Raw genomic sequence first — 23121 nt, 5'->3', positions numbered from 1 at the left:
AAAATCGGTCTTTAGTATGGTGTTAAATCCTAAACATTGCCGCTGTAGGTTTTAAGCCTACATAAGCCATACCGGCTTGGTTCATCCAATGAGGTTGGATAATGCCATGTTGTAAAACCGCATAAATATCCCTGTGAATTCTTTCTATCCTGAATTTGGAATACAATGAGGATGTACCCGCTACGGCATAAATTTCAGAAACCATAGTTCTTGCTGCGGTTGCCGCTTCATAAGATGCAGCCCACACATCTGCTAATTGTACATCAGTAAAGGAGTTTTCTTTTAAAGATTCTTCCCATATTATATTGACCGCATGATGTAACTGTGTTCTATGAGCAGCTAAAATTGTTTTTGCCTTAGCTAACGCCATTTGTACCGTAAGTCTATCACGTAAGTCTGGGTTTTTACCCGGAGTAACCCTTTCTAAACACATTTTGGTAAGTTCATCTATGGCGCCCTTTAACAGACCTAAGGCCATAGCTGCACATCCCGAGGAATTGATTGCCCCAATAGGAAGTCTATTGTAAGCACTATCATTTTCAACATGACTTTCAAAATCAACAGCGTAGCTGTCTTTTACAAATGTTTCTTCAATTTCGATATCATGACTTCCGGTACCTCTTAATCCGCCAACGTTCCAAGTGTCTATTACCTTTACTTTATCTTTAGGGACATACATTAGCTTTAATTTTGCACCGGGTCCTAATTGGTTAGGGAGATCCCCGCCGGTTACCAAACAGCGCAATACAAACCAATCTGCAAGTTCACATCCGGAAACTAAGCTCCACCTGCCAGATACCATGTAACCACCTTCAATTATTTTTGCAACACCTTCTGGTCTAGTAGAATTAGCATAAACATCATTTGGATTTTTGTAGATTTCATTCAAACTTTCAGAATTTAGAAATCGTCCAAAGGTACAAGCCAAATGATTGTTCCATACAATCCAAGCAACAGACGTTTCTGCACTAGCCAAAGTTTCATACACTTTTAAAGTTTCAACAGGGTTGCCTTCCCATCCTCCCAGATGTTTAGAAAGGGCCATTTTAAATAACTGGTGGCTTTTGAGTTCTTCTATAATTGATGGTGCTAATTTTCTCTCGGACTCTGTAACGTCTCTGTTGCTAATTGCCGTAGAGCAAATTTCTTTAGCCAATTCTGATGGGGTTGAAATCAATGTTTCAGATATTTTTACATTGTTCATGGATATTGGTTTAGTGTGATATAACATTTTTAGCGAGCTGGAACTCTAACTTTAAAAAAAACTATTTTCTTTTAAACTATTCAAATTTTACGTAAAACTATGTAGTAATTTTAATACGAAAATAAAAATTAGTTCAACAGCAATAAAAGCAGATGATTAGAAGTGAGGGGGGATTTTGAAAGGTAAAATATATGGTGGTGTGCTTTTGTATTAAAAAAAAAGCAATGCTATGTTAAATACTATAGCATTGCTTGATTTTTTGCAGCGTTGTTAATAAAATGGAGTTTACAATCTACCGTCAACCTTACCGGTTAGTATTCCTTTAACGTCATATATAATTCCGTTGTCAGTCAATAAGTTGGTGAAATCAATATTTAGAAATTGTTGGTGGGCCACGGTCAATACTATAGCATCAAACTTTTCAGAAGGAATATCATTGACAATGTTCATTTTGTACTCATGTTCAACTTCGGCTTTTGAGGCCCAAGGATCATAAATAGTAACAGCGGTGCCATAAGATTTTAGATTGTTTATAACGTCTACCGCTTTTGTGTTTCTAACGTCAGGACAATTTTCTTTAAAGGTTATTCCTAGTACCAATATTTTACTTCCTTTAATTTTGATGTCTTTTTGTACCATTAATTTTACAACTTCTGAAGATACATATTTACCCATAGTATCATTCATACGTCTACCGGCCAAGATAATTTCTGGATGGTAACCAAATTCTTGTGCTTTTTGGGCTAAGTAATAAGGGTCAACACCAATACAGTGACCACCTACCAAACCTGGTTTAAAAGGTAAAAAGTTCCATTTTGTACCTGCGGCTTCTAAGACATCGTGGGTGTCAATTCCCATAAGATTGAAAATTTTAGCCAATTCGTTGACAAAGGCGATATTAATATCACGTTGTGAGTTTTCAATAACCTTAGCAGCTTCCGCTACTTTAATGGTCGGTGCCAAATGGGTGCCGGCGGTAATTACCGAGGCATATAGCTCATCTACTTTTTTGCCAATTTCCGGTGTGGAACCAGAGGTGACTTTTAATATTTTTTCTACGGTATGTTCTTTGTCGCCAGGATTGATCCGTTCCGGGGAATAACCGGCAAAAAAATCTTTGTTATATACCAGACCACTTTCTTTTTCCAAGACAGGGATACATTCATCTTCTGTAACCCCAGGATATACTGTAGATTCATAAATAACGGTATCTCCTTTCTTTAATACTTTACTAACAGTTTCAGAAGCTTTATACAGTGGGGTCAAAATTGGTCTATTGGTGCTGTCTACTGGTGTAGGTACGGTAACAATATAATAATTACAGTCTGCAATATCTTCTAATTGATTACTGCAAAATAGACCGGTCTCCATTTTTGGTCCATCTTTGAGTACAGCTTGTAAAATGTCATCTTCTACTTCTAAGGTACTATCATGACCTTTTCTAAGTTCAGCTATACGGTCTTTATTAATATCAAAACCGATAACAGGATATTTTGTTGCAAATAATCTAGCAAGTGGCAAGCCTACATACCCTAAACCAATAATGGCAATTTTTATATCTTTCATATTCTTATTACTTCGGTTATTATCAGTAACCTAAATTTATTAGTAAGGTTGCGAAAAGCAACCATAGTATTTATATTTTTAACTCCTAGCGTATTTTATTTCAAATTTTCCCAATACCACTTCACCGCTTCTTTTAATCCGGTTTTAATGTCATACTGAGGGTCATAATGTAATAACGCTTTGGCTTTGTCAACTGAGGCTAAAGAATGTGGTACATCTCCTGCTCTTGTTGGTCCATACACATTTTTTACTTCTTTTATTTTAGGGTCAAATTCACCTAAGTACTCTTTTAACAGTTCGGTAAGTTCATTTAAGTCTGTACGTTCACCATAAGCTGTATTATATACGGTATTCATTGCATTTTGGTTGTCGCAGACAATTGCGCGAATATTCATTTGTATGACATTGTCTATATAGGTGAAGTCTCTGGAAAATGAACCATCGCCATTAATAACGGGAGATTCATGTTTCATCAATTGCATTACAAATTTTGGAATTACTGCTGCATAGGCACCCTTAGGGTCTTGCTTTCTTCCGAAGACATTAAAATAGCGTAAACCAATGGTTTCCATACCATAAGTTTTGCTAAAGACATCGGCATATAATTCATTTACATATTTTGTTATGGCATACGGGGAGAGTGGTTTGCCTATAATATCCTCTACTTTGGGCATATTGGTAGAATCTCCATAAGTTGAAGAACTAGCGGCATAAATAAAACGCTTTACTTTAGCATCTCTAGCAGCCACTAGCATATTTAAAAATCCTGAAACGTTAACGTTATTACTGGTTATAGGGTCATTAATAGACCTTGGAACGGATCCTAAAGCTGCTTGGTGTAAAATATAGTCTACTCCGTCACAAGCCTTTTGACAATCGCTCAAGTTTCTGATGTCACCTTCAATTAAAGTGAAATTTTGATGATTTACTATTGAAGCCAAGTTTTTGCGCTTTCCAGTTGCAAAATTATCTAAACAAATTACTTGGTTTCCGTTTTGAATTAACTCGTTGCACAAGTTGGAACCAATAAAGCCGGCACCACCTGTTACTAAGATGTGAAAATTTGATTTAAGGTTATATAAACTCATGTATGGTTTTTGTGTTTTTCAGTTCTTTTTTAGAGAAATACTTTGTTACATCAATAACAAGCAAGTTGTACCAATATTGTGCTAAGAGATGTAAAAATTCTTATACCACTCTACAAATTGCTGAACACCTTTTTTAATAGGTGTATTGGGGCGATAGTCATAATCTTTAATCAAATCGTCTACATTGGCCCAGGTTTTTTCAACATCACCCGGTTGCATGGGGTACATGTCTTTTTTTGCTACACCACCTAAACTTTCTTCAATAGCAGTGATAAAATCCATTAATTTTACAGATTTGCTATTGCCAATATTGTAAATTTTAAATTCACCTTTAATTCCTGATTTTTCTACAACCGGCTTTTGTATTATGCGGACAACACCTTCCGTAATATCGTCTATATAAGTAAAATCGCGTTCTAATTTTCCGTTATTAAAAACTTTAATGGGTTTGTTGTTAACAATAGCATCGGTAAATAGAAACATAGCCATATCTGGTCTTCCCCAAGGGCCATAAACGGTAAAAAATCGTAAACCAGTCGTTTTAAATCCGTACAAATGACTGTATGCATGAGCCATTAATTCATTACTTTTTTTTGTGGCAGCATATAAACTTACGGGGTTGTCCACAGTATCGGTTGTTTCGAATGGAATTTTTTCATTTAAACCATAAACACTTGAACTACTGGCGTATACTAGATGTTTAATTTTAAAATTACGACAACATTCTAAAATGTTTAGAAATCCAACCAAATTACTATCTACATAAGCTTCTGGATTTTCTAAACTGTAACGAACCCCTGCTTGGGCGGCTAAATTACATACCACATCAAAATTTTGAGCATTGAAGAGTCGAGGTAAATTGTCTCTATCTTCAAGTGTCAGTCGTATAAAAGAAAATGATTTAGTAGTATTACTTGGGCTTAAAGCATTAAAAATTTCGGCTTTTTCTTTGGTTATACCAAGTTCGTTTAATCTAGCATATTTAAGGTTGACATCATAATAGTCATTAATATTATCTAAGCCAACCACCGTATGCCCTTTCTCTACTAGCGATTTTGCAACAAAAAAGCCGATAAAGCCAGCGGCACCGGTTACTAAAATTTTCATGATTGGCCTATTTTATAATAATTAAAGCCAATGGATTCCATATTATTAGTATCCAATAAACGTCTGCCATCAAAAACAAATGCCGGCTTTAACATTTGTTCGTAGATGGTTTTCCAATCATAACTTTTAAATTCATCCCATTCGGTTAAAATTGCAATGGCATGGGCATCTTGAGTAGCTTCCATTGGATTTTTAGTGACTTTCAATAAACGTCTGTTTTCCTCTGGAGATCTAGTGCCTAAATAATCTAAATCAGCATAGATACGTTCTTCCGATACTTTTGGGTCATAGACGATAATTTCTGCACGCTCTTCTAATAAAGCATCTGCTATTGCAATGGCAGCGGACTCCCTAGTGTCATTGGTGTCTTTTTTAAACGCCCAACCGTATATGATGATTTTTTTACCAGATATAGTGTTGTAAAGGGTTGATATGATATTTTCTGCAAAACGACTCTTTTGATAATCATTAGCGATAATAACTTGCTCCCAATAATCGGCGACTTCATCTAATCCGTAAGACCTTGCAATATATACTAGGTTTAAAATATCTTTTTGAAAACAAGATCCACCAAAGCCAACAGATGCATTTAGGAATTTAGAACCTATACGGCTATCAAAGCCTATAGCTCTTGATATTTCCTGAATGTTGGCATCTGTTTTTTCGCAAAGTGCAGATATTGTGTTAATAGAAGAAACTCGTTGGGCTAAAAATGCATTGGCAACAAGCTTTGATAACTCTGATGACCAAACGTTTGTTTGTAAAATGCGTTCTTTTGGAAGCCAATGTTCATAAACAGCACTAAGTGCATCTTTGGCAGCTTGTCCAGCTGCAGTGTCGTTACCTCCAATAAGTACTCGGTCAGCATTCAAAAGGTCCTCTATGGCTGTACCTTCAGCTAAGAACTCAGGATTTGATAATATTTCAAATTTGACGGAATTTCCAGTATTGTCTAAAATATTTTGAATAGCTTGTGCAGTTCTAACTGGTAATGTTGATTTTTCCACAACGATTTTATCATCTTTTGCAACCTTGGCAATATTGCGAGCGCAAAGCTCAATAAATTTAAGGTCAGCAGCCTGCCCTTTCCCTTTACCATATGTCTTTGTAGGAGTGTTTACAGAGATGAAAATCATTTCTGCTTCATCAATTGCCTTGTCTACTTCTGTAGAAAAGAAAAGGTTTTTACCTCTTGTTTCTTTTACAATCTCTTTTAACCCGGGCTCGTAAATTGGAAGTTGGTCTAAGTCATCTGTATTCCATTGGTCAATACGAGCTTTGTTAATATCAACAACCGTTACTTTTATTTCTGGGCATTGTTTGGCAATAACCGACATAGTAGGTCCGCCCACATAGCCGGCACCAATACAACATATTTTTGTAATCTTTTTCATTAATTGTATATAGGATTTAAAAAAGCAAAGATTAAAAAATAACGCGCTATAAAGAAATATATTTTAGATGAACTCGTTATTTACAGGGTTCAAAAACCTTTAGCTACGATTAAAGGATGAACATTTTTACTTTGACCGATAATTTACACATATTAAACGAAATATATATATTATTCGTTGTTTTCAGAAAATGTATAGTTAATTTTGACTTCTAAAATTTGTAACCCTAAATTGACAACTATTGAAAACCGTATCTACACCTACTAAAATTTGGCTTTCTTCTCCGCATATGGGAGGTTCTGAGCAAAAATATGTAAATGAAGCATTTGAGACTAACTGGATAGCTCCTTTGGGTCCCAATGTAAATGCTTTTGAGCAATCTATTGGGAATACACTAGGAAATGATGTTCATGTAGCTGCATTAAGTGCAGGTACAGCAGCAATTCATTTAGGTCTTGAGCTTTTAGGTGTTGGTAAAGGAGACGATGTCATTTGTCAAAGCTTTACTTTTTCGGCATCTGCAAATCCAATTACTTATGTAGGAGCTTCTCCTGTTTTTGTTGATAGTGAATTGGAAACTTGGAATATATCGCCTGCTTTATTGCGTAAGGCTATAGAAAATGGAATTGAAAAAGGTAAAAAGCCTAAAGCAATAATAGCTGTTCACTTATACGGGATGCCGTATAAAATTGCCGAAATACGGACGGTGGCGGATGAATTTCAGATTCCTATTCTAGAAGATAGTGCAGAGGCATTGGGAAGTATTTATAAAGGAATACCTTGTGGCACTTTCGGAGATATAGGTATTCTATCTTTTAACGGTAATAAAATTATTACAACATCAGGAGGAGGAGCATTAGTTTCTAAAAATAAAGAGTTTGTAGAGAGAGCTGTGTTTTTAGCAACGCAAGCTAGGGACGATGCACCTCATTATCAGCATTCTAATATAGGTTATAATTATAGGATGAGTAATGTTTTAGCTGGTATAGGAAGAGGTCAAATGGAAGTTTTGGATGATCGAGTAAATGCTCGTAGGGCTAATTATCAATTTTACACGGATTCTCTTGAGGAATTTTCTCAATTAGAATTTCTAGGGGAACCGGAGGGTTATTTTTCGAATAGGTGGTTAAGTTGTATCTTAACGCCATCATTTGAAATTAGGGAAAAGCTTAGAATGAGCCTTTTAGATGAGAATATAGAATCTAGACCTTTATGGAAACCTTTACATTTGCAACCTATTTTTAATGGAAATCAACATTATGTAGATGGTACTTCAGAATCATTGTTTGAAAGAGGGCTTTGTTTACCTAGCGGGTCTAACTTAACTAAAGAAGATTTGGATCGCGTAGTAACAACTATCAAAAACGTTTTATCATGATACAGAAATATCTTAATTATAGTGCACAGCGATATGCTTCTAAATGGCTTGTGTTATGTATTGACCTGATAACGGTAATTTTTTCTTTTATCTTATCTTATTTTATACGATTTAATTTAACCTTGAATTTTGAAGTTAAGAACTTATTAGTGCAAATACCACTTGTAGCTGTTACTTCATTATTAGCATTTTTGATTGTTGGCTCATATAAAGGAGTTGTCCGTCATACGGGAGTCAGAGATGTTTATAATATTTTTAATGCGGTTTGTCTTTTTAGTATTTTGGTCATATTTGTTGTAATGGTTAATGGGCAAATGAATATTCTAAGCCAATTTACAATTCCATTATCCATTATTATTATTAACAGTTTAATTACGTTCGTAGGTCTTGCAGCTTCACGTTTTGTTTTTAAATCATTTTACAACAAAATGAATAGTAATATTAAGGTATCTAAGAATATATTAATTTATGGAGCCGGTGATTCTGGTGTATTAACCCATGGAGCAATAGCTAACAATGCTAAAAGTAGATATAAGGTTATAGGTTATATTGATAGAGATGCGAAAAAAATTGGAAAGAATATAAATGGAGTTCCCGTATTTGCAAGAAGAACTTTGACAGAAGCATTTATTGTCAAGAATAATATATCTGAAATTATATTTTCAATACAGAATATTGATTCTGTGAAATTAAGAAAGACGGTAGAAGGCTTGGTTGATTTACCTATAGTGGTAAAAATAGTGCCTCCGATAGAAGATTGGATAAACGGAGAATTAAAAGTTTCGCAAATTAAACAAGTTCAGATTGAAGATTTGTTGGATCGTGCTCCAATTACAATTAAAAATAGTAAAATTGCCATGGAGCTGATGAATAAATCGGTAATGGTGACTGGTGGTGCTGGGTCTATTGGAAGTGAAATTGTACGCCAGATTTGTAACTACGATTATAAATCTTTAATTGTTATTGATTCGGCAGAATCTGCCTTATATGATTTACAACAGGAATTAAAACAAAACGGTTTTCATAATTTTATTCCAATTGTTACGGATATAAGAGATAAAAATAGAATGAATGCCTTGTTCGGTGAGCATAAACCTAATGTAGTATTTCATGCAGCTGCTTACAAGCATGTACCCTTAATGGAATACAATTCATACGAGGCAATTAAAATAAATGTTGGAGGAACAAAGAATGTTGCGGACTTATCCATTTTGCATAACGTGGAGAAATTTGTTTTTGTATCCACGGACAAAGCGGTTAACCCGACCAATGTAATGGGGGCAACAAAGCGCATTGCCGAGATGTATATTAGTTGCATGCAAAAGGAAAATAAAACTAAATTTATTACAACCAGATTTGGAAATGTTTTAGGCTCTAATGGATCCGTGATTCCTTTATTTAGAAAACAAATTGAAAAAGGAGGGCCTTTAACTCTGACGCATAAGGATATTACCCGATATTTTATGACGATTCCCGAAGCTTCTCAGTTAGTACTAGAAGCTGGAGCCATGGGAGAAGGTGGTGAAATTTTTATTTTTGATATGGGTGAATCCGTTAAGATTTATGATTTAGCCAAAAACATGATAAAACTTTCTGGTTTACGATACCCAGAAGATATTGATATTAAAATTACTGGTTTGAGACCAGGAGAAAAGTTATATGAAGAGCTTTTAGCCAACGGGGAGAATACATTGCCAACGTATCATCAAAAAATAAAGATTAGTAAAGTTCGTGATGTGGAATACGCGAAAGTGAGATCGAAAATTGATGAATTGTGTATAACGAATATGTTTTTTAGTGGTAATACGGTAAAATTAATGAAGGAAATAGTTCCTGAATACATATCAAAAAACTCTGAATTATGCGATTTTGATAAAGTTGATTCTAATCAAAGTCCAGAACAAAAACTAAAAGTAGTAAAATCATAAACTCCATCTTAAATTAGACATTAATGAAACATTTAAAAGTAAACTTATTTAAATTTTTTTTATTATCAATATCTATTGTTATGCTGCACTCTTGTGCTTCTCATAAAGATGTTGTTTATTTTCAAGGGGTAGGAGATTACGAGACTAAGGTTGGTGAAAATAATCATTCACAAACATTTAAGGTGGACGATGTGGTATCGATTAATGTTTCTACATTAGACCCGCAGGCAAGTATGCCATTCAATTTAGTTGGAGGAATTGATGAGGGCGGTATGAGAGCAGAACAGTTAGATTATATTGTTGATAAAAGTGGTAATATTGATTTTCCGGTAATTGGTCAGGTGAAAATTGCTGGGCTAACGGCTGAGAAAACAAAGGAATTGTTGAAAGAGAAATTAAGCAATTACTTAAAAGATCCAATCATTAATATTCGACTTAAGAATTTTACTGTAACTATTTTAGGAGAAGTTAAATCTCCAGGTACTTACCCTGTAATAGGGGAACAGATAACAATTTTGGAAGCATTAGGGCTTGCAAATGATTTAACCATAAAAGGTAAAAGGGATAATATTTTGGTCATACGTGATTTTGACGGAACTAAAGTCTATCATAGGATAAATCTTACTAGTAAGGAAGCATTGGATTCACCTGTTTATTATTTAACGCAGAACGATGTAGTTTATGTTGAACCAAATAAGTCAGCAATCACAGCATCTGCCTTGGACAATAGAGCCACCATTTGGGTATCTATAGCCTCTGTTCTAATTACATCTACTGTTTTAGTTTTAACTAGAAACTAATAGTGTTTAATAATTTCAATTTTACAATTGTCTTATGAATGAAAGTTTGAATAATGGTCAAAATTTAAGTGAAATACTTAATATTTATACCAAAAAGTGGAAATGGTTTTTAATCGGTGCGGTAATCGCAATTTTATTGGCTTCCATATATTTAAGATATGCTACGCCACAATATGCTGGACAAGCAAAAATTCATATAATTGAGGAAAAAAATGCATCATCCGAGTTAGCTGCTTTTAGTGATTTGGATATTTTGGGTATTGGTGGTAAAAATAAAGTTGAAGATGAAATTGAAATTTTGAATTCTAGATCTAATTTTATTGAAGTAGTAAGGGATTTGAAGTTAAATATAAAATATAATGTCTTAGGTAATGTCAAGACTTCTGAAATATATAGAAGAAGACCTTTCAATGTTAATTTTATTGCTAATGATTCTATAGTCAACAATTCACAATTGGATTTTTATGTAGATATTCACGATACTAATAACTTTGGGTTTAATTTCACGGAAGATGGTCCTGTAAAAATATATTCTTACGGTAAGAATATAGAGACACCAATTGGTGATATGGTTCTGACACCAAAAACAGAGTTTCTTAAACAATTTGTAGGGAAAAGGTTTCATATTGAACTAATCCCTGTTTTTAAAATGGCAGAGGCTTATCAAACTAATACACTTATAACCACAACTGGTGAGTTGTCAAATATTATAAATATAGAGCTTATTGATCCCATACCTCAAAAAAGTTTAGATATATTGAATGGATTAATATCTGAATATAATCAAAACGGGATAGAAGACAAAAAGATAATTGCAGATAGAACTTCTAATTTTATTGATGAACGAATTAAAGAGATTTCAGGAGAATTAAGTTCAGTAGACCAAGACGCTCAAGATTTTAAGACTTCAAAGGGTGTTACTGATATTGCAAATGAATCGAATATCGCATTAAATTTAAGTGCAGCAAATAGACAGGAGTTAGAAAATGCTAGAACTCAGTTGAATATTGCTAGTGGAATGAATCAGATTATATCTGAGGAAAACGGTTATGAAGTTTTACCTGCCAATGTTGGGCTTTCAGATCCCAGTATTGCAAATACTACGGCAAAGTATAATGAATTAGCTTTAGAGCGTAAACGTTTGTTGAAAAGTGCTGATGAGCAAAACCCAATAATCGTAAATTTGGATGAACAACTTGCAGGTCTAAAAGGAACAATTAAAAGTAGTTTGTCTGGTATGGAGAGGAATCTTGGTATGCAGGTGAATAATTTAAGTGGACAACTTTCACGAATAAATTCAAAAATATATTCGGCTCCTAGTAACTCTCGACAATTAAGAGATATTGAAAGACAGCAACAAACAACAGAGTCTTTATTTTTATATCTCTTGCAGAAACGAGAAGAATCTCAAATTGCAATGGCTTCCAGTGCGCCTAAATCTAAAGTCATTGATAGTGCTCATTTGATTCAGCAAGAGCCAGTAAAGCCAAAGAATGGTATCGTTTATCTTGCGTCATTTATTTTAGGGTTACTCGTTCCTTTTGGTATTATTTATGGAAAGGATTTATTGGATACAAAAATTCATAACAAACATAGTTTGGAAGCTTATACTAGTGATGTTCCTGTTTTAGGAGAGCTGCCTAGATTGACCAAGAAAGACAATAAAATTATTATTAATGATGATAGGTCGGTGTTAGCAGAGGCTTTACGTATTATTAGAACAAATCTTGATTTTTTAATTAGGACTAAAAATGCAACGAATAGTAATAAGAATAATATTGTTTTTATAACATCAAGCACACCTGGTGAGGGTAAAACATTTGTGTCTACCAATTTATCTATGATTTTAGCCAGTACTGATAAAAAAGTCTTATTGGTAGGTGCGGATATTAGAAATCCGAAATTGTATTCATTTTTCTCAGGGGATTCAGTGGATAAATTAAAAACTACTTCAAGAAATAAAGATGCGGGTTTAACAGAGTTCTTGTTGGATGATTCTATACAGGTTAAAGATATCATTAGGCCTATGCTAGTACATCATAATACTATAGATGTGATTTATTCAGGTAAAATACCACCAAACCCGGCAGAACTTCTAATGAGTTCTAAAGTTGAAGGTTTGTTGGATGAGGTTTCGGAATTATATGATTATGTGATTGTGGATACCGCACCAATGATGGTGGTAAGTGATACTTTATTGATTGCTCCATATGCTAATCATATTGTTTATGTTACAAGAGCAGGTGTAACTGATGAAGCTGCAGTAAAGTTTCCACTAGGTCTACGCGATGAAGGTAAGCTCAAAGGAATATCTTTTGTAGTTAATGATGTTACTCTAGATGAATTAGGATATGGTGGAAAATACGGCTATGGTTACAGTAAAACAACTAAAAAATGGTGGAAATTTTAAACCACTTTATCTGAAATTATAAATCGTTTTTTCAATTATAGGCTTTATAAGCATCAAAGTTTTTTCTTTGATGCTTATTTTTTTTAATGTGTTTAACTGAGATGTTTTATGGACGTCACTGGCTGCAAAATCAATTAAATTGTTCTTTAATAGCCAGTATGCAACTTTCTGCACTTCACTTCCGTAATAATCACCAAGTGATAACAAATTTAATTGAAGAAGCACACCATCGGTTTTAAAATGTTTATACTTATCCATTTTATTATGAAGATACATGTATCGCTCAGGATGTGCTAAAATTGGAAATAAGCCATTTGTTTTAATTTTTTGAACGGAGCTATCAAAATTAATGGAAGCTTGTAAATAAGACATCTCTATTAAAAGGTAACTTTTTGCAACCGACATTACTTTATGTTCATTTAAAATTGTTTCAAATCCTGAATCGATCATATGTTCTGCAGCAGCTTCTATATTGATGTGCTCAAGATTATTCATCTTTAAAGCATTTTTCAATAACGATAAAGAACTTTGAATTGTAGATGGATTATTAGGATAATAATTCTCCATAATATGTGGGGTGCAAATAAAATCATTTACCCCAAATTCATTAAAACCTTTTATTAATTCAATGGAATCTTCAACAGTTTTTGCGCCATCATCAATGCCTGGTAAAATATGATTGTGTATATCAATAAAACCTTCAAGATGATCAATTAAAAAATGTTTTTTAGAAAAAAAGTTGAACATGGTTAAAATTAAAATTTAGTTATTTGCCGATACAGGAATTGTAATGTCAATAAATATAGTGTCTCAGGTGAATTGGGGTACAATAAGTATTGAAAAGTGTACGGAAATTAGCGTTTTGAGTTTAACAAGAAATGAAATTAACTATTCTTCCATAATTTCACTGAGAAATTTAAAAATACTTTTAACTCTGTTTCATTTTTAGTGACTAATGGGTTTTACTAGCTGAATTGTTTTAATTCTTATTTCTTAGGTTCTAAGTAGTTTTTTAAGTCTTGTTTGATAAGCTTGAGCATAGTTTCTTTTCGTTTTTTCATGAAGATATGAAAGTTCAATTAAGTCCAGAACTTTATCCTCATGAGAGGTGATCTCGTTTAATATTTTACTGTTTTGCTTTTCTGAAATACCTACAAGTTCTGCAAGCTTTAAAAACTGTTCAGTAATTTTTCCTGTTGTCTTATCTAGGGGTAAAAGTCCATCCTCTAGAGCAAAATCTCTATCCTCAATATGTATTCTACTATTTAACAAATCATATGCCGGACTCAGTTTAAAATCTCCCATAGATGTTTCTATTATTGAGAAATTCTTAAAATGGGCATCGCCGTTAGAGATGAGATAATTAAAAAGGATTAATTTAAATAATTTTAAAGCTTCTATTGGATAAGCGGGAACATACTGTTTTAAAAGATCGAACATTTCTAAATAGTTACCTGAATATTTAAAATCTGTTCCATGGGTTTGTGGTGTCCTTTTGGCTAATGTTGCAAAATCTTCTACAGCCAATTTTGTTCCGTCTTCATTTAGATCAAAACGTTTGGTTATATAGGCTGGGTCCCCGTTTTGAAAAAATACTAAACCATTTTCAGCTGTTTCAATTCCAAAAACTTGTCTTGCTATTTGCATGCTCAGATGTTCATTTGCAGGCATCTGTTCTGTTTTGCTTCCCACATTGGGAATAGGTTTTAAAATGTACTGACCTTGTTCTCCTTCATTTATCAGGCGTAGTTTGTTCCTTTCTAGTAATACAGAGAATTTTTCTTGTACACCAGAAATGGACAACCGTTTTTTGTTTTCTTTGAAAAGTTCTTCGGTATCGGTATTTGATATAGGTGATTCATAAGGTAGGGTAGGGCCTACCTTTCTTCCATTGAATAAACGATTTAAGGCGGTCTTGCTGTATGTATCAAGACCTTTCTTTAAAGTACTTGGACAGTTGTTTATAATCATTTAGTTAAGTTTAATTTCTTTAATTTGTATGGCTCCAATGGTATCATATTTTGCTGTAGTCAATAACAGACCAAAATAGTCTTCAGGATCAATACGTAATTCAAAACATATATTTTGTTTGTTCGATCCTTCAGGTAACATATTATAAAAAAATGGAAACAGATGTTCTGAATTATACTCTTGCTTATTTTTAGGTAGCGTAAGACTAATAGCTGGTTTGTCATTTGATTGAAACCATACGTCTAGATATCTGAATTTGAAACTTCCATCATTAAGTTGAGTTAATCTGCCCGCTTCTTCTTTCTTGTATAATATCAATGCTTGTCTCATTCTTCAGATGTTGTTGTTTTTATTTGGAATGTCAATTCCATACCCAGGGCATTACCCAACTTATTCAAAGTTTCTGCTGTTGGGTTACCTTTCCCACTTTCAAACTGTTTAAGCGTACGCAATCCTACTCCTGAAAGATCTGCTAATGTTTCTTGAGTTACATTTAGTATTTCTCTGCGTTCTTTTATACTATTTATTAGACTTTCAAAGTGCATTATATGGCTCTTTTTTATGTAAATATAGTTATATATTTCAATTTAACAACAAATAGTGCTTTAAAATGCACTATTTGGAATTCTAAATTTTGTTTATTTGAAATAATCATTTAAAGTGCATTATAGTACACTTTATCTAGAATTGATAGAATTAAGGAAATTCTATTTTTAGGTTATCAATTTTGGATTTGAATTCTTCGCTTCAGAAAAAACCGGTAAATTAATCCTTATGTTTTAAGGTGTTAATTTAGGAGACAGTATTATGTTTGGAAGGAAGTCTGTATCATGGAAAGTAAAAATAAAATTATGAAGACGAATCAAGAAATTTTAGATGAATTTGGAAGAATATTAATATCCGAGGTATTTGATAAACAATATGGATTTATCAAAAATGACGTATCAGATCTTGCGGAAACAAAAGGTTATGAGAATCTCTTTTGTAATATGACTAAAAGTCAAAAAAGTGAAATTGAAAAATATACTAAAGAAGTTTTAGAAGGTGCTTTATTTGATTTTCTTAAAATATTTGAAGAACACGAGGCTTTTAAAATAAAGTTTCAAAACGAAAACACGCAAGTGGATTTAGTTGAAATTAGTGAGATGTTAAAAGCAGAACCAATTGTTGAAAATGGCTGGATAAATCGATTTAGTGCGTTTAAGTTTTCTGATACTAAATAGTTAATTACGTTTTATATAATAATGCTTCATCTGATTTTAATTTGGAATTTACTTCTAAAATAATGTCTTAAATATAATCTGTTATTGATTATTCGCTTTGTACAGAGCGGAAGCTTAATTCCTATTGCGTTTTTGACTTATAGAGAAGCAATAAGTTTTAAAAAATGTATGTACTAATCATCTTTCGTTCAAACATAATCAAGTGAATATCTTTATCTATGATATCATTCCAAGTACTATTCTAAGATTAATCATAATCTTTTTATTGTTTATAGAACTCAATAGACTTTCTAACACTACCATGCTTTAGTAATAATGATTTTGCAAGGCTTTCATTTATCCCTAATTCTTCCATTATCATTTTAGTTCCGCGATCTACTAGTTTTTTGTTTGATAGTTGCATGTCTACCATTTTATTTCCTTTAACTCTACCAAGGTTAATCATAATTGAAGTAGAAATCATATTCAAAGCCAGCTTTTGGGCTGTACCTGCTTTCATTCTCGTGCTGCCAGTAACAAACTCTGGACCTACAACTAGTTCCATAGGGCAGGTTGCAATTTCTGATACTAAAGAATTTTGATTGCATGAAATACTCCCTGTAAGCACGTTATTGTCTTTAGCTGCTTTAAGTCCTCCAATAACATAAGGTGTAGATCCAGATGCTGCTATACCTAACAAAACATCGTTTTCATTTATTTTATGGATCTCAAGATCTTTCCATGCCATGGCTTCATTATCTTCTGCATTTTCAACGGCTTTTCTTAATGCCTTATCTCCACCGGCTATAAGGCCAATAATCCAATCATCTGAAACTCCAAATGTTGGAGGACATTCGGAGGCGTCTAGAACGCCTAATCTGCCGCTGGTGCCTGCTCCTATATAGAATAGTCTACCACCTTTTTTCATTCTAACTAATGTCTGCTCTACAAAATGTTCAATGCTAGGGATAGCTCTTTCTATGGCCAACGGAACGGCCTTGTCTTCTTGATTCATGTTAACTAGCAATTCGTTAACGGTCATTTTTTCTAAATCATCGTAATTTGATGACTGTTCTGTAGTGGGTTTAAGTGTATTCATAGTATTATTTTTTAATAAGCAATAACCCTATTACGGTTAAGCTTGCATTGACTGCTATGTTTATAAATCCGAAATCAAAGTTGAATGTGTTTATTGAGAATTGTCCTAGTAGATAAGTTATTATCGGTGCGGATAAGCATATTACAGGAACCCATTTATCTTTTAATTTTATTTTTGAAAACATGCCAAGAAGGTATAATCCTAACAGTGGACCATAGGTGTAACCTGCAACTTTAAATATTAAGGAAATAACATCTCCCTTGCTATTAGAAAAGGAAAGTATAATTACGAATATTATGCAGGAGAAAAGTATTATGACTAGATTCTTTAACTGCTTTTTTGTTTTACTTGATTTGTTTGAAATATCTAAAAAATCATAGGTAAAAGAAGTAGTCAATGCGGTAAGTGCGGAATCTACACTAGAGAAAGAAGCTGCTATGATGCCTAGTATAAAGAATATACCCGCTAAAGTACCAAGATGGTTCAGTGCAAGGTTAGGAAAAAGGTTGTCGGTATTTAAAAACAATCCATTTTCGCCCTTGGGTAATAGTATGCCCATTTCGTTTGCATAGACATACATTAACACTCCAAGACCCATAAATAGAAATTGTGTCATTGCTAAAATAATACTGTAGGTCAATGTGTTTTTTTGAGCATCCCAAACATTTTTGCAAGTGAGTGTTTTTTGCATCATGTTTTGATCAAGTCCAATCATAGCAATCGCTACTAAAATACCTGCTATAAATTGTTTGTAGAAGTTATTTCCAGAATCAGATTCCCAATTGAATATTTTAAAATATTCGTGGGAAGTTATATGTTCAAAGGATTCGGTAATACTTAAGTCTAACGTGTTTATTATTGTATAAATGGTTATTGAGGCACCAAGTATTAAAAATATAGTTTGCATAGTATCTGTCCATACAATTGTTTTAATGCCTGACTTGTTTGTGTAAAGCCACACCAAAATCAAAATAATGATTATGGTTACATAAAAAGGAATATTGAAATAGTCAAAAACTGCATATTGTAGAATTTTGGCGGCTAACATTAAACGTAATGCCGCACCGAAAGATTGAGATACCAGAAAAAACAATGAACCTGTCTTGTATGTATTGTTTCCAAACCTCACTTTGAGAAAGGTGTAAATGGAAACGAGTTGAAGTTTGTAGTATAAAGGAGTTAATACAAAGGCTATAAAGAAATAGCCTACAATGTTTCCGAGTATAAATTGATAAAAATAGAAGTTATTGTTTGCCACCATACCAGGTAAGGACACAAAGGTGACACCGGATAAACCAGCACCCACCATACCGAATGCTACTAAATACCATGGTGATTTTTTGTCGCCAGTAAAAAATGTATCATCACTGTTTTTCTTTGAGGTGAAATATGATATAATCATAAGTACAGCAAAGTAAAAGGCAATAATTAGAATGATTGTTGTAGGTTTCAATTGGTAATTTTAATTAAAAATTAGGGCAGTTATTAAACTGCCCTAATTTAGATAGTGGTTGTTGAATTTAAACTTACTAAGAAGTAGGGTTTGCGGGGGTATTTGTGTTGTTGTCTCTTTCAGAATTAGGGTAGGGGTAATAGTCCCTGTTTCTTTCGGCATCCGTTTCCGTTGCACCTGGTCTATCAAACCTTCTGCTGTCCTCTAAAGAGAGTCCGGTCAAGTATAATTCTACTCTTCTATTTTTATAAATTTCATCTAGAATTGCAGATTGTTCCAAAGCACCATCATACTCGGGTAGATTTGCACCTAAACCATAAATGTCAGAACTGGATGTTTTGGTTAACACAGCATTCAATTCTGTTACAGCACTTGTTAAATCATTACTTCTAGCATATGCTTCAGCTTTTATCAGCATTATTTCTCCCGGAAGATATACTGGTATTTCATCTACATTGTCACTCCAAAAACCTACAACCTGGTAATTTGGTGTTTCGGCTTCTAAATCTTCAGCGGTTATATAGAATGGTATTCTCTCGTCATTTTCATCGGGTAATAAATCTGTTGGTAGACCGAATGTTAAATCTTTGGCTTGGGTCACATTTTGTGAGCCAAACCAAAATGCTAAAGGATTAGGGATAGATGCATCATACTCCCAAGTAGATTTTACTGAAAGATCAACATTATTGGCAGCTGTAATTGCCGCGTCATAATTCCCTGCCATTAAATTAAACCTTGCTAATAGCGCATTTACAGAATTTTCAATATCAACAGAAGTAAAGATATCTGCAGTAATGGATGTATCTAAACCAGCATCAATATATCCCTTAGCTTCGTTTAAGTCAGCTAATACATCATCTAAAACAGCTGAACGTTCAATAAAATCGGCATCCTCAACAATTTCTAGTGGTATGCTTTCAAAATATTGAATTAGTGTACCGTGAGCCAGCGCTCTATAGAATAGACCGTAGGCTTTTAAAGAACCCGAAACAGAAGTACTTTCGCTAACATTATCAGCAGCATCGATCACTGTAGTAGCTTCCTTTCGGGTTAATAATGCATTGGTCCAAGTGTTAATTAATAATTCATTGCTTCCGCTAACATCATCTCCTCCAAGTAAGATTTCATTTTCACCAAGATTTCCAGGATTCAATAATCTTAATTCATCAGTATTTAATCCAGAAATATGTGTGCCTGTGTAAATTAATCCGGTTCTTTCTGTACTCCATCTTTGCTGAACACCATTGATAAGGCGTACCAGATTATCTGTGTTGTTGACTACATCTGGTTCTAATGTAGAATTAGGATCCAAATATTCAGTATTACAAGACGTGGTTGCAATGAGCAATGTGATAGTTATTGTTTTTACTATATTTTTCATATCTGTCTTTTTAGAAGTTAGCGCTTAGTGATAATGAGATTGTCATTGGAATTGGCACGTTACCAAAATTCACTGAGCGCAATAAGTTTGATTGCCCTCCAGCATTTGTTTCAGGGTCATAGCTAAAGAATTTGTCAAAAGAAACAAGGTTTCTTCCAATCAATGAAAGTCTTACATTTTCTAAACTAGAGTTGAACAATGACGGAAATTCATAACCTAAAGAAACTTCTCTAAGTTTAACAAAAGAACCATCTTCAATTCTGAATTCTTCAATAGGATAAATACCAGCGATATATCCTCTAGGTAACTCTCCTGTTAATTCTTGCGCTGCTAATTGACCAACACCTACACCTTGTCTGGTTCTTTTGTCAGCATCAAAGACATCAAAGCCCTGTACCGCTTCCCAAAGCATACTGAAATTGAAATTCTTGTATGTAAGGTCAGTCCCAATTCCAAGGATGTAGTCTGGATTAGGGTCACCAATAACTTTTCTTAAAACATCTCCAGTCGGTTGTCCGTCTGCATCACGCTGTGGTGTATTGGTTGTAAGGTCACCTCTTTCTTGTTGAGGAACCCCAACCGGACTACCATCTGTAGATTCACCTGTTAATATTAATTCGCCATTGTCATCTGTAGCATAGTAAGTACCATAGAATACGCCCAGAGCTTCACCTTCTCTTACAATTGGCGGAGCACCGGTTACACTTTCAATAGTAATATCGCCACCTACCGTGCTTAGTACCTTGTTTCTATTACTACTATAGTTGAAATTAAGATCCCATGTTAAATCATCAGTTTTAATAGGTGTTATTTTTGCATAAAGCTCAATACCGTTATTACGCATTGTACCAACATTTTCTGTTCTTGTTGAACCACCTAATGAAGGTGCCAATACACGACTTACAATTAAGTCTTCAATGTTTTGACGGTAATAGGTAAATAATAATGATGCCCTGTTGTTAAAGAAACTTAAGTCTGTACCTATTTCAAATTCTTTGGTGCGCTCAGGCTTTAATCCTTCGTTACCCAATCTGGTATTTTGTTGTAATGTTGAGGAGCCTAAGAAATCATTTGAGGTATAGCTACCATATCTTTCGTAAGGGCTTATTGCAGTTAAGTTACCGGCTTCACCGTATGATGCTCTTAACCTTGCGGAATTCAAGAAACTTTCCGTATTCCAAAATGGCTCATTTGAAAGAACGTATGATCCAGAAACTTTTGGATAGAAATTAGATCTTTCGTCAACATCAAAATTGGTAGCACCATCAATTCTACCGGCAAGTGTTAAAAACAATTTGTTATCCCATGATAAGGTCTCTTGTAAAAAGAATCCGTAAATATCCAAGTTGGTGTCAATGGGTTGTGTTTGTAATGGAATAGTAGGTTCATTATTGCTATCCAACCCTCTTCCTTGAGTACCTTCAAAAGAAAGTTCACTACTTTGAAAACTATATCCTGCAGTTGTAACCGAGTTTAATTTGTCTGTAATATTGGTGTTGTATGCCATGTTAATGTCATAGTTCCAGTTAAATACCTTCGCCTCGGCACTACCTATATAACCATCGTCATAATACGCAGGGTTTACATTTTCATAAGGATAAACTGGTATATAGATGTTACCTTTTTGATTGTAAGTGTCAACACCAATAATTTGATCTATGGATAACTTTTCCGTGGGCTTAATTTTAAGATGTAGATTAGGGATAAAGTGATTTACATCTTGAGTAATATCAAAAGTTTCAATAATAGTCAATGGATTTACTCTGGTATTTTCAACAGCCATTAAATTTCCATTGGCATCTCTTTGAGTGATGTCGAATGTGTTGTTGGTTATATTTATGGAGTTGATTGGACTCCAAAAAACATTACCATCTGGTTTTTCATCAGATTTACTATTGGCATAGTATAACCCTAGGTCATAAGACATCCAATCGGTTACTTTATGATTAAAATTAACTCTTGCAGAAAATCTATCGAACTTGGTGTTTTTGATGATACCTTCATTGGTCAAATAGCCAATAGAAGCCATATAGCCCATTTTTTCATTACCTCCTTTTGTTGAGAAATAATTGTCGCTACCAAAACCTGTTTGAAAAATCTCATCTTGATAATCATATCTAGTAGTTTCAAACTTATCGGTTGATAAATTTCTATATGTGGTAAGGGCATTTCCGTCATTTGGGTCAAAACCAAAAATTGGCCATAACCTACCAGAAAGATCACTGTTAGGTACAGTTTCAAATTCTTCACCTATGAGGTTTAAATCTAGTTTCTTACGAATTGTATTTACGCTGAAAGTAGATTTAAAATAAAATTCTGGTCCGTCTTCATAATTGCCACCTTTTTTTGTTGTTATTACCACAACACCGTTGGATGCTCTAGAACCGTAAATTGCAGCAGCGGCAGCACCATTTAAGATGTTGACATTTTCAATATCGTTGGGGTTAATGTCTACCATTCTATTTTGTCCTGGGGCAGCATCGCCCGCATCAACATTTAAGTTGGTAACATTGGTAGTTAAGTTACTCGTAATTACTCCGTCAACTACGTATAAAGGTTCTGAAGATCCTTTGATCGTACTTGGTCCTCTAAGTCTAATAGAAAAACCACCGGCGGGATCACCTGAATTTTGTGTTATTTGTGCACCAGGAACTTTACCTTGTAAGGATGTCGTGATATTTGCAGGTGAAGCTTTTACTAGCTCTACCGACTTTACGGTAGTAATGGCATTACCCAATTTTTTTCTAGATTGGGTAACAGATGAACCCACTAGGACTACTTCGTCTAAAGCATTTGAATCTTCCATCAAGGTAACATTGATAGTTTGATTCATGCCCGTTAGAGCAATTTCCTCTGTTTTGTAACCAATGTAACTAATAACTAGTGTTTTGCTATTAGCATTAGAAAGCTGTATGCTGAAATTACCATCAAAATCAGTGGAAGCCCCCGTAGTGGTTCCTTTTAATAAGATGGTAGCGCCTGGCAACGGAAGACCGTCTTCGGCAATAACAGTACCTGAGACTGTTGAAGTTTGTGCATAAGTACTGAGTGAAAATAGCATCAGCAAGAGCACCGAGAGAACATGATAGGTTTTCTTCATAATATTAGTTTTAAGTAGTTGTGCTAACAAACCTAGCAGA

Annotated in this window: 18 protein-coding genes; 5 read left to right on the top strand and 13 right to left on the bottom strand. The window is 34.0% G+C overall.

What is annotated here, in order from left to right; genetic code table 11:
- Window positions 1-22 precede the first annotated feature (22 nt).
- From I600_RS04310 to I600_RS04290, 5 genes are all read right to left on the bottom strand, one after another.
- Entirely contained in the window at window positions 23-1204 is a 1182-nt protein-coding gene (locus I600_RS04310) for an acyl-CoA dehydrogenase family protein (protein ID WP_167342520.1), read from the bottom strand.
- A gap of 285 nt (window positions 1205-1489) precedes the next feature.
- A complete protein-coding gene (locus tag I600_RS04305) occupies window positions 1490-2770 on the bottom strand; it encodes a nucleotide sugar dehydrogenase (RefSeq protein ID WP_058103260.1) in 1281 nt (426 codons plus the stop codon).
- Between the two features lie 95 nt (window positions 2771-2865).
- Entirely contained in the window at window positions 2866-3858 is a 993-nt protein-coding gene (locus tag I600_RS04300) for an SDR family oxidoreductase (RefSeq protein WP_058103259.1), read from the bottom strand.
- An 81-nt stretch (window positions 3859-3939) separates the two neighbouring features.
- Window positions 3940-4965 carry an NAD-dependent epimerase gene (locus I600_RS04295; RefSeq protein ID WP_058103258.1) on the bottom strand — a complete coding sequence of 342 codons (1026 nt, stop codon included), beginning with the start codon at window positions 4963-4965 and terminating at the stop codon, window positions 3940-3942.
- The gene (locus I600_RS04290) at window positions 4962-6359 is read right to left on the bottom strand and encodes a nucleotide sugar dehydrogenase (RefSeq protein ID WP_058103257.1); all 1398 of its coding nucleotides are present in this window, start codon (window positions 6357-6359) and stop codon (window positions 4962-4964) included. Before I600_RS04290 ends, I600_RS04295 begins: the two co-directional genes overlap by 4 nt.
- A 289-nt stretch (window positions 6360-6648) precedes the next feature.
- Here I600_RS04290 and I600_RS04285 point away from each other — a divergent pair, with 289 nt between their 5' ends.
- From I600_RS04285 to I600_RS04270, 4 genes are read left to right on the top strand one after another with little or no spacing between them, the layout of a single operon-like run.
- Window positions 6649-7737, top strand: coding sequence for a DegT/DnrJ/EryC1/StrS family aminotransferase (locus I600_RS04285; RefSeq protein WP_058104272.1), 1089 nt, complete (start codon window positions 6649-6651; stop codon window positions 7735-7737).
- The gene (locus I600_RS04280; protein WP_058103256.1) at window positions 7734-9665 is read left to right on the top strand and encodes a polysaccharide biosynthesis protein; all 1932 of its coding nucleotides are present in this window, start codon (window positions 7734-7736) and stop codon (window positions 9663-9665) included. Before I600_RS04285 ends, I600_RS04280 begins: the two co-directional genes overlap by 4 nt.
- A 23-nt stretch (window positions 9666-9688) precedes the next feature.
- Window positions 9689-10465 carry a polysaccharide biosynthesis/export family protein gene (locus I600_RS04275; protein WP_058103255.1) on the top strand — a complete coding sequence of 259 codons (777 nt, stop codon included), beginning with the start codon at window positions 9689-9691 and terminating at the stop codon, window positions 10463-10465.
- Window positions 10466-10499: 34 nt separating this feature from the next.
- Window positions 10500-12875: a GumC family protein gene (locus I600_RS04270; RefSeq protein ID WP_058103254.1), complete on the top strand. Its 2376-nt coding sequence runs from the start codon at window positions 10500-10502 to the stop codon at window positions 12873-12875.
- A 6-nt stretch (window positions 12876-12881) separates the two neighbouring features.
- On the opposite strand, the gene I600_RS04265 is transcribed toward I600_RS04270, so the two are convergent.
- The 4 genes from I600_RS04265 to I600_RS04250 all read right to left on the bottom strand — a co-directional run bounded on the left by I600_RS04265 (window position 12882) and on the right by I600_RS04250 (window position 15391).
- Window positions 12882-13622, bottom strand: a complete 741-nt coding sequence (locus I600_RS04265) for a tyrosine-protein phosphatase (RefSeq protein WP_058103253.1) — start codon at window positions 13620-13622, stop codon at window positions 12882-12884.
- 246 nt (window positions 13623-13868) lie between these two features.
- Complete coding sequence (locus I600_RS04260; protein WP_058103252.1) at window positions 13869-14846, bottom strand: type II toxin-antitoxin system HipA family toxin; 978 nt, start codon at window positions 14844-14846, stop codon at window positions 13869-13871.
- Complete coding sequence (locus tag I600_RS19300) at window positions 14847-15176, bottom strand: HipA N-terminal domain-containing protein (RefSeq protein WP_058103251.1); 330 nt, start codon at window positions 15174-15176, stop codon at window positions 14847-14849.
- Complete coding sequence (locus tag I600_RS04250) at window positions 15173-15391, bottom strand: helix-turn-helix domain-containing protein (RefSeq protein WP_058103250.1); 219 nt, start codon at window positions 15389-15391, stop codon at window positions 15173-15175. Before I600_RS04250 ends, I600_RS19300 begins: the two co-directional genes overlap by 4 nt.
- A gap of 306 nt (window positions 15392-15697) precedes the next feature.
- Between I600_RS04250 and I600_RS04245 the strand changes: the two genes are divergently transcribed.
- Window positions 15698-16069, top strand: a complete 372-nt coding sequence (locus I600_RS04245) for a hypothetical protein (protein ID WP_157490840.1) — start codon at window positions 15698-15700, stop codon at window positions 16067-16069.
- Window positions 16070-16331: 262 nt separating this feature from the next.
- Here I600_RS04245 and murQ read toward each other — a convergent pair whose 3' ends face one another.
- From murQ to I600_RS04225, 4 genes are all read right to left on the bottom strand, one after another.
- Window positions 16332-17147: an N-acetylmuramic acid 6-phosphate etherase gene (gene murQ, locus I600_RS04240; protein WP_058103248.1), complete on the bottom strand. Its 816-nt coding sequence runs from the start codon at window positions 17145-17147 to the stop codon at window positions 16332-16334.
- A gap of 4 nt (window positions 17148-17151) precedes the next feature.
- Window positions 17152-18600 carry a sodium:solute symporter gene (locus I600_RS04235; RefSeq protein WP_082642884.1) on the bottom strand — a complete coding sequence of 483 codons (1449 nt, stop codon included), beginning with the start codon at window positions 18598-18600 and terminating at the stop codon, window positions 17152-17154.
- A 76-nt stretch (window positions 18601-18676) separates the two neighbouring features.
- Window positions 18677-19981 carry a RagB/SusD family nutrient uptake outer membrane protein gene (locus I600_RS04230; protein ID WP_058103246.1) on the bottom strand — a complete coding sequence of 435 codons (1305 nt, stop codon included), beginning with the start codon at window positions 19979-19981 and terminating at the stop codon, window positions 18677-18679.
- A gap of 10 nt (window positions 19982-19991) precedes the next feature.
- On the bottom strand, window positions 19992-23081 hold the full coding sequence (locus I600_RS04225) for a SusC/RagA family TonB-linked outer membrane protein (RefSeq protein ID WP_058103245.1): 3090 nt from the start codon (window positions 23079-23081) through the stop codon (window positions 19992-19994).
- Window positions 23082-23121 lie beyond the last annotated feature (40 nt).

Source organism: Maribacter dokdonensis DSW-8 (genome assembly GCF_001447995.1).
Taxonomy (GTDB): domain Bacteria; phylum Bacteroidota; class Bacteroidia; order Flavobacteriales; family Flavobacteriaceae; genus Maribacter; species Maribacter dokdonensis.
This window is presented reverse-complemented; position numbering and strand designations above follow the sequence as displayed.

Coding starts and splice junctions, on each gene's coding strand:
- I600_RS04310 (WP_167342520.1), bottom strand. CDS start 1,204: ATGAACAATGTAAAAATATCTGAAACATTGATTTCAACCCCATCAGAA.
- I600_RS04305 (WP_058103260.1), bottom strand. CDS start 2,770: ATGAAAGATATAAAAATTGCCATTATTGGTTTAGGGTATGTAGGCTTG.
- I600_RS04300 (WP_058103259.1), bottom strand. CDS start 3,858: ATGAGTTTATATAACCTTAAATCAAATTTTCACATCTTAGTAACAGGT.
- I600_RS04295 (WP_058103258.1), bottom strand. CDS start 4,965: ATGAAAATTTTAGTAACCGGTGCCGCTGGCTTTATCGGCTTTTTTGTT.
- I600_RS04290 (WP_058103257.1), bottom strand. CDS start 6,359: ATGAAAAAGATTACAAAAATATGTTGTATTGGTGCCGGCTATGTGGGC.
- I600_RS04285 (WP_058104272.1), top strand. CDS start 6,649: ATGGGAGGTTCTGAGCAAAAATATGTAAATGAAGCATTTGAGACTAAC.
- I600_RS04280 (WP_058103256.1), top strand. CDS start 7,734: ATGATACAGAAATATCTTAATTATAGTGCACAGCGATATGCTTCTAAA.
- I600_RS04275 (WP_058103255.1), top strand. CDS start 9,689: ATGAAACATTTAAAAGTAAACTTATTTAAATTTTTTTTATTATCAATA.
- I600_RS04270 (WP_058103254.1), top strand. CDS start 10,500: ATGAATGAAAGTTTGAATAATGGTCAAAATTTAAGTGAAATACTTAAT.
- I600_RS04265 (WP_058103253.1), bottom strand. CDS start 13,622: ATGTTCAACTTTTTTTCTAAAAAACATTTTTTAATTGATCATCTTGAA.
- I600_RS04260 (WP_058103252.1), bottom strand. CDS start 14,846: ATGATTATAAACAACTGTCCAAGTACTTTAAAGAAAGGTCTTGATACA.
- I600_RS19300 (WP_058103251.1), bottom strand. CDS start 15,176: ATGAGACAAGCATTGATATTATACAAGAAAGAAGAAGCGGGCAGATTA.
- I600_RS04250 (WP_058103250.1), bottom strand. CDS start 15,391: ATGCACTTTGAAAGTCTAATAAATAGTATAAAAGAACGCAGAGAAATA.
- I600_RS04245 (WP_157490840.1), top strand. CDS start 15,698: ATGAAGACGAATCAAGAAATTTTAGATGAATTTGGAAGAATATTAATA.
- murQ (WP_058103248.1), bottom strand. CDS start 17,147: ATGAATACACTTAAACCCACTACAGAACAGTCATCAAATTACGATGAT.
- I600_RS04230 (WP_058103246.1), bottom strand. CDS start 19,981: ATGAAAAATATAGTAAAAACAATAACTATCACATTGCTCATTGCAACC.
- I600_RS04225 (WP_058103245.1), bottom strand. CDS start 23,081: ATGAAGAAAACCTATCATGTTCTCTCGGTGCTCTTGCTGATGCTATTT.